Genomic DNA, 12,985 nt, shown 5'->3' on the forward strand with positions numbered 1-12,985 from the left:
TTCCAAATCTTTTCGCGTACGTAGTACGTCAGCTCGGCCAGGACGAGCCGAGGATGCGCTCGACCGTGGTCGCCGGCCGGAAGCCCGGGACGAAGTGCTCGAGGACATCGGCGTTCACTGTGCCGATCGTGGTGTCCGGGCGATTCTTGAGCCCCTCCGCGTACGCCCGCAGGAATTCGTTCTTGAAGTCCCCGCGCGGGTGAACGGCGAGGATCTCGCCCAGCTGATCCGGGTCCAGCTCGTCCCGGCCGAAGCCGACCACGTCGGTCAGGACGCCGAAGTACGTGGCCGCGATCTCCGGAGCCATCCGGCCGGGAATGCCGGGCGTGGTGTGCAGGGCGATCGCCGTCCAGACCGTCTCGGCGGCGGCCGCCGAGAATCCCCGGCCCTGGAGGAAGGCGCGCGCGTGGTCGGCGCCGTCCAGCTCGAACCGCTGCTCGACCTCGGAGAAGGGGGTCATGAGACCCGAGTCGTGGAAGATGGCCGCCAGGTAGAGCAGCTCCGGGTCCGGTGTCAGGCCGGCCTTCCGAGCGTGGATCAAGCCGAAGAGGAAGACCCGCCGGGAATGGTGGTAGACGAGAGGGCTGGTCGTGTCCCGGATCAGCCTGGTCGCCTCGGCGACCGCCGCCGTCTCCGGAACCGCCAGGCCCGCGATGACCTCTGGCATGACCTCCATGCTGCCCGCCGGGCGGGGCGCGCCGCCGCCCTCGTCCGGCCACGAATCACTTAAATTCGGACCTGTGCTACCAATGGTCGGTGTGGCTTCCCATCGGGTGGCGATCCTCGTCTACGACGGCGTGACGCTGCTGGACGTCGCCGGTCCCGCCGAGGTGTTCAAGGAGGCGAACCGGTTCGGCGCCGACTACCGCATCGTGCTGGTGTCACCGACCGGCGCCGAGATCACGTCGAACCTGGGGGTCCGGATAGCGGTCGACGGCGCCGTCTCCGCGGAACCCGCCTTCGACACGTTCATGGTGGCCGGGTCCGACCTCTACCCGCGCGCCTGGGTCCCCGCCGACCTGGCGGAGGCGGCACGGATACCGTCGGCCGTGGCCGGCCGAGTCGCGTCGGTCTGCACCGGCGCGTTCGTCCTGGCCGCCGCCGGTCTCCTCGACGGCAAGCGCGCGACAACCCACTGGAAGGTCGCGCACGAGCTGGCCGCCCGCTGCCCGACCTGCCGCGTCGAGCCCGACGCGATCTACGTCCGCGACGGCACCACGTACACCTCGGCCGGCGTGACGGCCGGCATCGACCTCGCGCTCGCCCTGGTCGAGGAGGACCACGGTCCCGGCGTGACCCGCGACGTCGCCCGCGCCCTGGTCGTCTACATGCAGCGCGCCGGCGGCCAGTCCCAGTTCTCGGCGCCGCTGCAGGGCCCGCCGCCCCGCTCGCCCGACCTCCGCAAGATAACCGACCTGGTGACCGCGAACCCCCGCGCCGACCATTCGCTCGATCACCTCGCCAAACACCTCAACATGAGCACGCGGCATCTCACCCGGCTCTTCCACGACGAGCTGTCGACGACGCCGGCCCGCTACGTGGAGAACATCCGCTTCGACCTGGCCCGCGCCTTGCTCGACCAGGGCCACACCGCGACGCAGGCCGCGTCCCTCGCCGGCTTCCCCAGCTACGAAAGCATGCGCCGGGTCTTCGCCCGCAAGCTCTCCCTGACCCCCGCCGCCTACCAGCGCCGCTTCAGCACCGCCCGCCGCCCCCGGTCCAACTCACCCATCAGCTGACCGGCTGCTTCGTCAACCGAGCTGGACGCCTCGCACATCGCGTACTGCCAGCAGTTGAGCGACCAGGCCGCCCAGCTCTCCGACCTCACTCGCAGAGGTGTCTGCCGGACGAGTACGCCACGGCGATGATCAGGGCATGTGCGCCGACGGGCTGGTGGTATGTCGGCCACGGGGTTGGGTACGCGTACCTATGGCTCGTGGGTTGTTGATAAAGCAGGCTGTGCTGGTGACCGCTACCGCATCCGCCGCGCCGGCGCGGCGTCGTGAGCCTGTGGTGTTGCTGGGGATCGGAATCGTCGCGCTGTGCGTCTCGGCGATCGGGGCCAAGTCGCTGGGCACCTGGTTCATGGAGGTGCTCGCCGCGGTCATCGCCGCGCCGATTCTGGTGCTCACGTATCGGCGGTTCCCGCTCACGCCGCTCGCCTACCGGCTCATCCTGGCGCAGTCGCTCATCCTGATGATCGGCGGGCATTGGACGTACGCGGAGGTGCCCGCGGGCGACTGGGTGCGCGACGCCCTCGGGCTGGGCCGCAACCCGTACGACCGGCTCGGGCATCTCGCGCAGGGCTTCGTGCCGGCGATCGTGGCCCGGGAAATCCTGCTGCGCCGCACCCCGCTGCGGCCCGGCGGCTGGCTGAACGCCCTGGTCTGGTGCGTCGTGATGGCGGTCAGCGCGACCTGGGAGCTGTTCGAGTGGGTCTCCGCCCTGATCGGCGGGTCCGCCGCCGACGACTTCCTGGGCGCGCAGGGCGACATCTGGGACACGCAGTGGGACATGTTCATGGCCGCGGTCGGCGCGGTGGCCAGCCTCCTGTTGCTCACCCGGGTCCACGACCGGCAGCTGCGGGCGTATCACCTGGACCGCCCGGCGGAATGACGCGAGAGGAACGCGGCGAGACGCTCCGCCAGCCCGCCGGGATTTTGCAGGTGCATCAGGTGATTCGCGCCGGGCAACTCGAACGACTCCGCCCGCGGCAGCCAAGCGCGCAGCAGGGCGTGCCGCTCGTCGAAGACCGGGCTGAGGTCCTTGCTGCGCTCGCCGACCACGAGCAGGACGGGACAGCCGATCGCGCCGGCCTCGGCCCGGCCGAACGCCCACGCCCGTACGGCCGGAAGCTCCTGCCCGAAGAACGTGCCGGCGTCGGTCTCCGCGCGCTCGATCGCGCCGGGCAGCACCGCATCGAACAGATCGCGGTAGCCGGAGCCACCGACGCCGCGCATCCACCGGTCGACCGCTGCCGTCGGATCGCCGTCGAGATACGCCCGCATCGCGTCGGCGGCGAACTGTCCGCTCGGTATCGCCAGCAGCGCGGTCTCCAGCAGCGCGAGGCTCGACACCAGGTCCGGCCGGTCGATGGCCAGCTGCAGGGCGATCACGGCGCTGGACGAATGCCCGACGAGGTGCGCCCGCTCAATTCCGAGGTACCGCAGCAGCGCGGCGCAGTGGTGCGCGAGTCGCGCGACGGTCACCGGCCCGTCGATCCGGTCGCTGTCGCCGTAGCCGGGCCGGTGACACCGGATGAGCCGGTACGCCCCGGCGAGCGCCGGCTCGTCCATGAGGTTGGCGAACCAGTCCGCGCACAGGCCGGCGTGGATGAACACCACGGGTTCACCGGCGCCCCGTTCCTCGTACGCAATCTGGTGTGTTTCGATCCGGGCCCGGCGCACGGTCACCTCACCCGCACCCGGACGAGCAGCCAGGCGAACCTCCATCGCCCCGGCCCGCCGGGCGGACCCTCGTTCTCGGCGGTGAGCAGGCCGACCAGGTCGCGGTCGAAGGCGGCCCGCGCGTCGTCGCCGTCGAGCGCGGCCCGCGTCGCGATCACCGGCGGGAAGGCGGAACGGTAGAGCGCGGCCAGCTCGGCCGGGGTGCCGGTGAAGCCGTACTCGACGACGCGGTGCTCGGTCTCGACCGGGAGGCCGCCGAACAGCGCGCGGACCTGCTCGGGATCGCCCCACCGCGTCGGCGACGGCCCCGGCGGCGGCCCGTCCTGGTAACGCGCGAGCAGCCCGAAAAACCTGCCCACGCCGCCGTCCGGCGTCCAGTTCGCCATCGCCACCAGTCCGCCCGGCCGGCACACCCGCACGAGCTCGCGAGCGGTCGCCTCCTGGTCGGCGGCGAACATCGCGCCGACCGCGGACAACACAACATCAAATTCACCGTCCGCGTACGGGAGCTTCGTCGCGTCACCCTCCACCCACTCGATCGGCAACTCCCCCGCCACGCGGCGACCGACGTCGAGCAACTGCGGGGTGACGTCCAGCGCGGTGACGCGGGCCGACGCGCGGGCCGCGGCGATGGCCGCGTTGCCGGTGCCCGCGGCCACGTCGAGGACGCGCTGGCCGGGGCGTACGTCCGCGGCGGTCACGAGATCGCGGCCCATGCCGGCGATGAGTTCGGCGATCCGGTCGTAGTTCCCGAGTTCCCACATGCGATCAGGCTGCGCTGCGGCCGCCGCGCCGGGAGGTACGAAGAATGGACTTCCCCTGGGCGGACCGGCCGCCGCACGATGGGATATGCGCGGTTACGGTCAGTACTGCCCGGTCGCACTCGGCGCGGAGGTGTTCGCGGAGCGCTGGACGCCGATCATCCTCCGCAATCTGCAGCTCGGCTGCGGTCGGTTCGTGGAGATCCTGGACGGTGCGCCCGGCCTGCCCCGCAGCGTGCTGGCCACCCGATTACGGACGCTTTGCCGGTACGGCGTCGTCCGGCAGGCCGGTTCTGGGAGGCGCACGCGGTACGAGCTCACCGACTGTGGCCGCGAGCTGGCCGGGGTCTGCGTCGCGCTCGGCGCATGGGGCGCCCGCTGGCTCGAGGTGCGGCCGGAGGACCAGGATCCCTACCTCGCGCTCTGGACCGTCTCCCGGATGATCGATCCCGGCTCGCTGCCTCGCGACCGGGTGGTGGTCCGCTTCGACCTGACCGGCGTGCGTGGCCCCAGCCGGTACTGGCTGGTCGCCGGCCGGACGGGCAACGAGGTGTGCGCCGAGCCGCCCGGCTATCCCGAGGACGGCGTGGTCACCAGCGACACCGCCTCGCTCGTCCGCTGGTACGCCGGGCAACTGACGCTCGGCGCGGCGCAGCGGACCGGCGGCATGACCGTGGCCGCGCCGCGCTGGCTCGAGAAGGAGCTTGCCCGCTGGGGACGGCTCAGCCCGTACGCCGGCATCGAACCGCGCTCGCGTGGTGCGATGCCCGGGCCCGGGACCGGAGCGGCCCCGACATAACCTGGGCAGATGACCAAGACCGACACCCGGCGACGACGAAGGCGCCGGGTGGTGCTGGTCGTCCTGGCGGTGGTTCTCGTCGGCGCGTCGGCGCTGGCCGCACGCCTGTTCGTCTGGCCGAGCCTGCCCCCACTGCCCGACAAGGCCGACGCCATCATCCAGCTCGGCGGGCCCGGCAACCGGCGTTCCGTCGCGCTCGACCTGGTCCGGGAGGGCCGGGCGCCGGTCGCGGCGATCTCGGTCTCCGACGAGGAGCGGGCCGTGGCCGGGTGGTGCGACGACGGCCGGCTCCGCGGCGTACCGGTGATCTGCTTCCACTCCGAGCCGTTCACCACCCGGGGCGAGGCTCGCTCGATCGAGCAGTTGGCCCGGGAGCACGGCTGGCACTCCGTGATTCTCGTGACCTCCCCCGACCAGGCGAAACGCGCGGAACTGCGGGTCCGGCGGTGCTACCCCGGTCAGATCTTCGTCGCGACGGCCCATCTGCCCTGGTACTGGTATCCCGGACAGGTCCTCTATCAGGCGGCCGCGATGGTGAAGGCGTACACGATCGAGACCTCCTGCTGACCGATTCGCCGTGACGATAGTCTGCTGTGAATATTTTGGCGGCCGCGGGGGAAACCATGACAGCCGATCAGGTCATCCGGCTCATCGACGCGATAGCGGGCCTCCTCGCCGTCCTCGTCTGGCCGGCGCTGCTGGTGTTCCTGGCCATCCGATTCCGCAGCTCGCTCGCCGACTTCCTCGGCCATCTCGGCGAGTTCTCGTTCAAGGCGCCCGGCCTGGAGGCCTCCGCCCGGCGCCAGCAAGTAGAGGCCGCGGCCGCGCTCGGCGCCGCGGCCGCCTCCCAGGCGGGCTCTCCCGGCGACGCGGATCCGGCCGCCGTCGCGGACACGGTCGCCGCCGCGCTTCCCGACGCCCGCAGCCAGCGCCGCCTGCGCGACAAGCTCGTCCTCTGGGTCGACGACCACCCCGGCAACAACCGCTACGAGCGGCAGGCCATGGAGGCCCTCGGCGTCCGCTTCGCCCTGAGCACCTCCACCGAGGACGCGCTCGAGCAGCTCAAACGCCAGTCCTTCGACCTCATCATCTCGGACATGAGCCGTCCGCCGGATGACCGCGCGGGGTACACGCTGCTCGACACCCTGCGGAGCCGGGGAGACCGCACCCCGTACATGATCTACGCCAGCTCCCGCTCGCCGGAGCACGTCCAGGAGGCCCGCAAGCATGGCGCGCTGGGCTGCACCAACTCGCCGGAGGAGCTGACCCGCGTCGTCACGCAGGCGCTCGGATCAAGCGCCGTCCGAAGCCTCTGAGGATCCTGTCGTGACCACCTCGAGCTCGCCGCCGGCGTAGCTGGACCGGACCCGCTTCTTGTCGAACTTGCCGACGCTCGTCTTCGGCACCTGCTCGATGAAGGCCCAGCGCTCGGGCACCTGCCAGTGCGCTGTCCGGCCCTCGAGGAACTGCCGCAGCTCGCCGACGGTGACGGTGGCCCCCTCCCGGACGACGACCGTCGCGAGGGGACGCTCGCCCCACTTGTCGTCGGGCACGCCGACCACGCAGGCCTCGAGCACCGCCGGGTGGCCCATGAGCGCGTTCTCCAGTTCGACCGAGCTGATCCATTCGCCGCCGGACTTGATGACGTCCTTGGCCCGGTCGGTCAGCACGATGTAGCCGTCGGCCGACAGCGTGCCGACGTCACCGGTACGCAGCCAGCCGTCGCGGAACTTGTCGGGGTCGGGACCGCCCTCGCCGAGATACTCGCCGGTGACCCACGGCCCGCGGACCTCGACCTCGCCGACCGCCTTGCCGTCGGCCGGCAGCGCCTCCCCGAGCGGGCCGACGATCCGGGCGTCGACCGAGGCCGGCACGCGGCCCTGGGTGTAGCGGTAGGCCCAGGCCTCCGGGCCGCTGAGGTGCGCGGGCGGACGGGCGACCGAGCCGAGCGGCGACATCTCGGTCATGCCCCAGGCGTGGATGACCTGGATGCCGTACCGCTCGTCGAAGGCGTGCATGAGCGACGGCGGGCAGGCCGAGCCGCCGATCACGACCTCCTTGACCGAGGAGACGTCGGCCGGGTTGGCGTCGAGGTACGCCAGCAGGTCGGTGAAGATGGTCGGCACCGCGCCCGCGAACGTCGGCCTCTCGGCCTCGATCATCGCCGCGATGGGGGCCGCCTGCAGGAACCGGTCGGTCATGACGATCGAGGCGCCGGCCATGAAGGACGCGTACGGCAGGCCCCAGGCCATCGCGTGGAACATCGGCACGATCGCCAGGACCCGCTCGCGCGGGCCGAGCGAGAACGTCTCGGCCGCCGGCACCTGCATGGAGTGCAGATAGATCGACCGATGGGAGTAGGCGACGCCCTTCGGGTTGCCGGTCGTCCCGGAGGTGTAGCAGAGCGCGGCGGCGTCGTTCTCGTCCAGCTCCGGCCAGTCGAACTGCTCGGGCCGGCCGGCCAGCAGCTCGTCCCACCGGTGCACGGCCACCCGGTCGCCTTGGCCGAGCGGGCTCACGTCGCCGTCCCCGACCACCACCACGTGCCGGACCGTCGTCAGCTTGTCGAGCACACCGGCGAGCAGCGGGATCAGCGTGCTGTCCACGATGACGACCCGGTCCTCGGCGTGGTTGGCGATATAGGCCAGTTGCTCGGGGAACAGCCGCAGGTTCAGCGTGTGCAGCACGGCGCCCATGCTGGGCACGGCCAGGTACGTGATCAGGTGCTCGGCGTTGTTCCACATCAGGGTGGCGACCCGCTCGTCGCCGGTGATCCCGAGGTCGTCCCGCAGGGCGTGGGCCAGCTGCGCGCTCTTGCGCCCGACCTCCCCGTACGTCATCCGGCGCGGCGCGGCCTCAGGGCCGGCCCAGGTGACGACCTCGGCACCGCTGTGCACCGAGCGTCCATGCTGAAGAATCCGCGACACCAGCAGCGGCGTGGGCATCATCGTGCTGCGCATCCCGCAACGGTAATGTGCGCCACGTCACAACGGCTAGGGGCGATCAGACCCGGGCTTGCATGACCCATCGCCACTTCGCAATCTTCCGTACGCGCGTGAAGCCGTACCGCTCGTACAACTCCTCCGGCCCGGTGTGCAGGTAGGCGCCCCGCTGCGGCGGCCGCTCCGCGGTCTGCTCCGGATACGCTTCGACGACACCGCCGCCGGCCCGCTTGATCTCCTCAAGCGCCGCCGCGACGGCCACGGCGGCGACACCCTTGCCGCGGTCCTTCGAGTTGGTGAAGATGCACCCGATCCGCCAGTCAGGGGGCTCGCCGGCTCCCCGGTCGTACGTGCGCCGGTTTTGAATGTTCGGAAGTTCCGGCGGCGTGCCGAACTGACACCAGCCGACGCACCGCTCACCGTCATAGACGAGCACCTGCCGAACCGTCCCCCGCGTCACGTGCCGGTGCTTGGCCTCCCGGTTCCCTTCCGCGGTATGCCCGGCGCCAACCCCCTCCGGGTGGAACCCCATGCACCAGCAACCGCCCCACACGCCGTTGTTGGCCTCGACGAGCGCGGCAAAGTCGTCCCAGGTCGCGACCGCAAGCATCCGAGTCGTGAACGTCATCCCCGCATTCTGACCGCCCTGTACGACATAAATGCGCCACTGTCAGCCGCACCGACACCGTGCGCCCTTCCAGCGCGCAACCTCGCACGCCCCAGCGGTTGGACCGGTTCGAGTCCCGTCCGCCCCACCCATACGGATACCCAAAGGGACGGCGCGAGCGCCCGTCCCTTGCACGGGTTTTGTCTGCACGTCGTCCCGGCTGCGCAACGCCGCCGGGACGCTACCAGATCGTCCTGTCTGCCCGACTTACGGAAGCGAGTGGACTCGTCGCTCGGCCAAGTCCGGGAGGTGTCGTGCGGGCCGCCACGAAGTCGTTGTCGTCGTGCAGGATCACGAGTCCGCGGATGGCGGCGCAAGCGCAGATCAGCAGATCTACACATGACAACGCACGATGCGCGTCGGCGCGCATTATCTCCACCATTGCAAGCAATGCGCCGCTGCGGCTGGCCGGCTCGGGCCGAACCGCGGTGATGCGATCAGCCGAAACCAGGCCGCGCCGGGCACAGCCGGACGGCCTGGCGACGATCCGCGGCGCGGTGGCGTTCCTTGAGGGGTTGAACGGACGCGATCTGGGAGCGCTCCCATAATTCGGCCCGCGGTGTTAACGTTCAACCACAATCAAGGACATCGATGTGTTGCCACTGTGGTCAAGGGAGCAGGCATGGCCGGATCGAGCGCAACCAACGTCGGCTGGATGTCGGCCGGTGTCCTGTCGCTGGTGTCGGCGACGGTCCTGGTGGCCGCGCCTGCCGGCGCCGCGACCACCGGATGCTCGGTGAACTATGCCGTGTCGTCACAGTGGCAGGGCGGTTTCGGCGTCAACGTGACGATCACCAACCTCGGTGATCCACTGACCAGTTGGACGCTGACCTGGTCGTTCAGCGCCGGCCAGGCAGTGACGCAGGCGTGGAACACGGCATTGACGCAGGACGGTTCGGCGGTGACGGCGAAAAACGTCAGCTACAACGGTTCGATCGCCACTGGCGGCACAGCGTCGTTCGGCTTCAACGGCTCGTGGACCGGCAGCAACCCGGCACCGGCGAGTTTCACCCTCAACGGGGTGACGTGCACCGGCGGTACGACTCCGACGACCGTGCCCACGACGGCTCCCACCAGCGCGCCGACCACGACACCGCCGACCGGCACCTGCACATTGCCCTCGGCGTTCCGCTGGACGTCGACCGGCCCGCTGGCGACGCCCAAATCCGGCTGGGTCGGGCTCAAGGACTTCTCCAGCGTCATCTACAACGGCAAGCACCTGGTCTACGCGTCGACGACCGACACGAACGGATCGTACGGGTCGATGAACTTCGGTCTGTTCACCAACTGGTCCGACATGGCCTCCGCGAGTCAGAACACGATGTCCTCCTCCGCCGTCGCGCCGACTCTGTTCTACTTCGCCCCGAAGAACATCTGGGTGCTGACCGGCCAGTGGGGCGCCACACCGTTCTTCTACAAGACGTCGAGCGACCCCACCAACGCCAACGGCTGGTCGGCGAACCGGCCGCTGTTCTCCGGGAGCATTTCCGGTTCGTCGCCGCTCGATCAGACACTCATCGGCGACAGCACGACCATGTACCTCTTCTTCGCCGGGGACAACGGGAAGATCTACCGGGCGAGCATGCCGATCGGGAACTTCCCCGGCGACTTCGGCACCGCCTCGACGGTGGTCATGAGCGACACCACGGCCAACCTGTTCGAAGGGATCGAGGTCTACAAGGTCCAAGGGCAGAACCAGTACCTCATGCTGGTCGAGGCGATGGGCGCGAACGGCCGCTACTTCCGGTCGTTCACCGCTACCAGCCTGAACGGCACGTGGACCCCGCTGGCCGCGACCGAGAGCAACCCGTTCGCCGGTAAGGCCAACAGCGGCGCGACCTGGACCAACGACATAAGCCACGGCGATCTGGTCCGCGCCAACGCCGACCAGACCAAGACCATCGACCCCTGCGGCCTGCAACTGCTTTACCAGGGCCGGAACCCGAGTTCCGACGGGACCGACTACAACCTCCTGCCGTGGCGACCGGCCGTGCTCACCCTGCAGCGCTGACGCCGCGAGCCGCATGTGTGCCCGCCTGCCGTCTCCAGCACCTGATACCTGTCAATCGAACAAGGCCTTTGGGAGGGTTTCGATGCGTACTCGACGGACGCGGAAGCCGCGGGTTACCGCCGGCGGCATCGCCGTGACACTGGTCGCGGCCGGCGTGGCCGCCCACCCGGCGCCGGCTCTGGCCGCCGCCACCACCGGACCGGCGCTGTCCGTCAACGTGGCCGCCGCCCGCCGTGCGATCAGCCCCGATATCTACGGGCTCAACGGGGCTGATCCCGCGTTCGCTGCGGAGATCGGTATGCCAGTGGCGCGCTGGGGCGGCAACGCGAGCAGCCGCTACAACTTCAAAAACCACACCTACAACACCGGTAGCGACTGGTATTTCGAAAACATCGTGGCCGGGCCGGAGAACACGGTGGAGTCGTTCGTCCGGACCAACCGCGACCGCGGCACCAAACAGATCGTCACCGTGCCACTGATCGGCTGGGTCGCCAAGGACTCGCCGCAGTCGCATCCCTTCAGTTGCGGATTCCCCGCCACCCGTTTCCCGGCGCAGGACAGCTTCGACCAGTGGGATCCGAACTGCGGCAACGGCCGGCTCAACGGCGCGAACCTCACCGGGGCGGACCCGTCGGACACCTCCACCCCAGCGGGTCCGTCCTTCGCCGGCGAGATGGTGACACACCTGGTGAACCAGTTCGGCACGGCGGCGCGGAGCGGGGTACGGATATACGAGCTCGACAACGAGCCGGTGCTGTGGAGCTCCACCCACCGCGACGTGCACCCCGACGTCGTGACATACGACGAGCTGGGCGGCAAAGGCACGGCGACTGCTGCAGCTATCAAGGCAGCCGACCCCACTGCCGCCGTGCTCGGCCCGTCGGGCTGGGGTTACTGCGAGTGGGTGGCTTCCGGGGCGGACGGATGCGCGCCAGGCGCCGACGCGGCTGCCCACGGCGGGCTCAACCTCTCCCAGTGGTACCTGAAGAACATGAGGGACTACAGCAAGGCCCACGGCGGCAAGCGCTTCCTCGACTACTTCGACCAGCACTACTACCCGCAGATCAGCGGCGGCACTGACCCCGACGCGAACGCGCTGCGTCTACGATCCACCCGCTCGCTGTGGGATCCGACCTATGTCGACGAGTCGTGGATCGGCCCGAGCGGCGTGAACGCCCCACCGCTGCAGTTCATCCGCACCATGAAGGCGTGGGTGGCCCAGTACTACCCCGGCACCAGGATCGCCATCACCGAGTACAACTGGGGCGCGCTGGACACCATCAACGGCGCGCTGGCCCAGGCCGACGTCCTGGGCATCTTCGGGCGGGAAGGACTCGATCTGGCGACCATGTGGGGCGAACCCCAGCCGACGCAGCCCGGCGCCTACGCGTTCCGGATGTATCGCAACTACGACGGTGCGGGCAGCCGTTTCGGCGACGTCAGCGTGTCTGCGGCCAGCAGCGACCAGGGACAGCTTGCCGCGTACGCTGCCCAGCGCTCGTCCGACAAGGCGTTGACCCTCATGGTCGTCAACAAGACGGGCGAAGACTTGACATCGACACTGTCGATCGCCGGATTCCGCGGTACTGGTACGGCGAAGCGTTTCACCTACAGCCCCGCCGATCTCACCTCCATCGTCCGCAATGACGATCTCGCGGTGGCCCGGGGCGGCGCCGTGGCGACGTACCCGGCGAACTCCATCACGATGCTCGTTCTACCGCGAAGCTGACGCACGCGGGGGAACGTTCCGCCGGGATCGCCGCTGGGACTGGCGCCGGACCCGGGTCTTGCGGGGTGGATCCGGAAACCTTCCTCGTGAACGATCCGGGCGGCCAGCGTGACCAGCCGTTCGATGCGGCATGACGTCGATGCTTCTGTGTCGCTCGGTGGAGATGGACTGTGAGGTGATCGGGTCAGATAGGGCCGGTTTCTTGGCTGCGCTGGTGGTTCTCGTTGTGCCGGAGGGCTTCTTCGAGTTGGTCCTCGAGGATGATGATCCGGCAGGCGGCTTCGAGCGGGATGCCCTGGTCGACCATCTCTCGAGCCCGTGCGGCGAGGCGCAACTGGTAGCGGGAGTAGCGGCGGTGTCCGCCGGCCGAGCGGAACGGGGTGATCAGCTTCGCCTCGTCGAGCCGACGCAGGAAGTCCTGCGAAGCGCCGGTGATCTCCGCGGCGCGGCCCATCGTGTAGGCGGGGTAGTCATCGTCGCCGAACATGTCATCGGGTTGGGCCACATATACCTCCATGACGAGGGCCCCGGCGCGGAAGCGCCGGGGCCCGGGTTGTAGGTCAAAACACCATCTACCGACAGAGTCGTCGGGTTGTCGTATCCGCACCTGCCGCCGTCGGCGGGCTGGGCTGCGGGGATCGCGTAAGCGTGACCGGAGACCACCTCTCG

The 12,985-nt window shown here is 69.7% G+C and carries 13 protein-coding genes; 7 read left to right on the plus strand and 6 right to left on the minus strand.

What is annotated here, in order from left to right; translation table 11 throughout:
- Nucleotides 1-28 precede the first annotated feature (28 nt).
- Nucleotides 29-667, minus strand: a complete 639-nt coding sequence (locus tag A3CQ_RS0134935) for an HD domain-containing protein (protein ID WP_026206546.1) — start codon at nt 665-667, stop codon at nt 29-31.
- 82 nt (nt 668-749) lie between these two features.
- Between A3CQ_RS0134935 and A3CQ_RS0134940 the strand changes: the two genes are divergently transcribed.
- Nucleotides 750-1,739 carry a GlxA family transcriptional regulator gene (locus A3CQ_RS0134940; RefSeq protein WP_020515602.1) on the plus strand — a complete coding sequence of 330 codons (990 nt, stop codon included), beginning with the start codon at nt 750-752 and terminating at the stop codon, nt 1,737-1,739.
- 226 nt (nt 1,740-1,965) lie between these two features.
- A complete protein-coding gene (locus tag A3CQ_RS0134945) occupies nt 1,966-2,616 on the plus strand; it encodes a DUF2238 domain-containing protein (protein WP_051115445.1) in 651 nt (216 codons plus the stop codon).
- On the opposite strand, the gene A3CQ_RS0134950 is transcribed toward A3CQ_RS0134945, so the two are convergent.
- Together A3CQ_RS0134950 and A3CQ_RS0134955 are read right to left on the minus strand one after the other, a co-directional pair.
- Nucleotides 2,592-3,413 (minus strand): alpha/beta fold hydrolase, encoded by an 822-nt coding sequence (locus A3CQ_RS0134950; RefSeq protein ID WP_020515604.1) that lies wholly within the window; start codon nt 3,411-3,413, stop codon nt 2,592-2,594. The two genes, A3CQ_RS0134945 and A3CQ_RS0134950, sit on opposite strands and share 25 nt — an antisense overlap.
- Nucleotides 3,410-4,171, minus strand: a complete 762-nt coding sequence (locus A3CQ_RS0134955) for a class I SAM-dependent methyltransferase (RefSeq protein WP_020515605.1) — start codon at nt 4,169-4,171, stop codon at nt 3,410-3,412. Before A3CQ_RS0134955 ends, A3CQ_RS0134950 begins: the two co-directional genes overlap by 4 nt.
- Before the next feature lie 85 nt (nt 4,172-4,256).
- Between A3CQ_RS0134955 and A3CQ_RS55155 the strand changes: the two genes are divergently transcribed.
- The 3 genes from A3CQ_RS55155 to A3CQ_RS0134970 are packed head-to-tail and all read left to right on the plus strand — an operon-like array spanning nt 4,257 to nt 6,283.
- Nucleotides 4,257-4,967, plus strand: a complete 711-nt coding sequence (locus A3CQ_RS55155; protein WP_020515606.1) for a winged helix-turn-helix transcriptional regulator — start codon at nt 4,257-4,259, stop codon at nt 4,965-4,967.
- Nucleotides 4,968-4,976: 9 nt separating this feature from the next.
- Nucleotides 4,977-5,534 carry a YdcF family protein gene (locus tag A3CQ_RS55160; RefSeq protein WP_040433564.1) on the plus strand — a complete coding sequence of 186 codons (558 nt, stop codon included), beginning with the start codon at nt 4,977-4,979 and terminating at the stop codon, nt 5,532-5,534.
- 56 nt (nt 5,535-5,590) lie between these two features.
- The gene (locus A3CQ_RS0134970; RefSeq protein ID WP_020515608.1) at nt 5,591-6,283 is read left to right on the plus strand and encodes a response regulator; all 693 of its coding nucleotides are present in this window, start codon (nt 5,591-5,593) and stop codon (nt 6,281-6,283) included.
- Here the strand turns inward: A3CQ_RS0134970 and A3CQ_RS0134975 are convergent.
- Together A3CQ_RS0134975 and A3CQ_RS0134980 are read right to left on the minus strand one after the other, a co-directional pair.
- Entirely contained in the window at nt 6,260-7,927 is a 1,668-nt protein-coding gene (locus A3CQ_RS0134975) for a fatty acid--CoA ligase (protein WP_020515609.1), read from the minus strand. The two genes, A3CQ_RS0134970 and A3CQ_RS0134975, sit on opposite strands and share 24 nt — an antisense overlap.
- A 43-nt stretch (nt 7,928-7,970) precedes the next feature.
- Complete coding sequence (locus tag A3CQ_RS0134980; RefSeq protein WP_020515610.1) at nt 7,971-8,519, minus strand: GNAT family N-acetyltransferase; 549 nt, start codon at nt 8,517-8,519, stop codon at nt 7,971-7,973.
- A gap of 679 nt (nt 8,520-9,198) precedes the next feature.
- Between A3CQ_RS0134980 and A3CQ_RS0134985 the strand changes: the two genes are divergently transcribed.
- Nucleotides 9,199-10,587 (plus strand): non-reducing end alpha-L-arabinofuranosidase family hydrolase, encoded by a 1,389-nt coding sequence (locus tag A3CQ_RS0134985; RefSeq protein ID WP_020515611.1) that lies wholly within the window; start codon nt 9,199-9,201, stop codon nt 10,585-10,587.
- 154 nt (nt 10,588-10,741) lie between these two features.
- Complete coding sequence (locus A3CQ_RS0134990; RefSeq protein WP_245577473.1) at nt 10,742-12,316, plus strand: glycoside hydrolase family 44 protein; 1,575 nt, start codon at nt 10,742-10,744, stop codon at nt 12,314-12,316.
- Nucleotides 12,317-12,500: 184 nt separating this feature from the next.
- Here A3CQ_RS0134990 and A3CQ_RS0134995 read toward each other — a convergent pair whose 3' ends face one another.
- Entirely contained in the window at nt 12,501-12,803 is a 303-nt protein-coding gene (locus A3CQ_RS0134995) for a helix-turn-helix domain-containing protein (RefSeq protein ID WP_020515613.1), read from the minus strand.
- Between the last annotated feature and the right edge of the window lie 182 nt (nt 12,804-12,985).

The sequence above is a fragment of the Paractinoplanes globisporus DSM 43857 genome, from assembly GCF_000379645.1.
GTDB classification, from domain to species: domain Bacteria; phylum Actinomycetota; class Actinomycetes; order Mycobacteriales; family Micromonosporaceae; genus Actinoplanes; species Actinoplanes globisporus.

What these genes read in the sequence shown, in the direction of transcription:
- A3CQ_RS55155 (WP_020515606.1), top strand. Translation starts at nt 4,257, where the DNA reads ATGCGCGGTTACGGTCAGTACTGCCCGGTCGCACTCGGCGCGGAGGTG.
- A3CQ_RS0134975 (WP_020515609.1), bottom strand. Translation starts at nt 7,927, where the DNA reads ATGCGCAGCACGATGATGCCCACGCCGCTGCTGGTGTCGCGGATTCTT.
- A3CQ_RS0134940 (WP_020515602.1), top strand. Translation starts at nt 750, where the DNA reads ATGGTCGGTGTGGCTTCCCATCGGGTGGCGATCCTCGTCTACGACGGC.
- A3CQ_RS0134985 (WP_020515611.1), top strand. Translation starts at nt 9,199, where the DNA reads ATGGCCGGATCGAGCGCAACCAACGTCGGCTGGATGTCGGCCGGTGTC.
- A3CQ_RS0134955 (WP_020515605.1), bottom strand. Translation starts at nt 4,171, where the DNA reads ATGTGGGAACTCGGGAACTACGACCGGATCGCCGAACTCATCGCCGGC.
- A3CQ_RS0134970 (WP_020515608.1), top strand. Translation starts at nt 5,591, where the DNA reads ATGACAGCCGATCAGGTCATCCGGCTCATCGACGCGATAGCGGGCCTC.
- A3CQ_RS55160 (WP_040433564.1), top strand. Translation starts at nt 4,977, where the DNA reads ATGACCAAGACCGACACCCGGCGACGACGAAGGCGCCGGGTGGTGCTG.
- A3CQ_RS0134935 (WP_026206546.1), bottom strand. Translation starts at nt 667, where the DNA reads ATGCCAGAGGTCATCGCGGGCCTGGCGGTTCCGGAGACGGCGGCGGTC.
- A3CQ_RS0134995 (WP_020515613.1), bottom strand. Translation starts at nt 12,803, where the DNA reads ATGTTCGGCGACGATGACTACCCCGCCTACACGATGGGCCGCGCCGCG.
- A3CQ_RS0134980 (WP_020515610.1), bottom strand. Translation starts at nt 8,519, where the DNA reads ATGCTTGCGGTCGCGACCTGGGACGACTTTGCCGCGCTCGTCGAGGCC.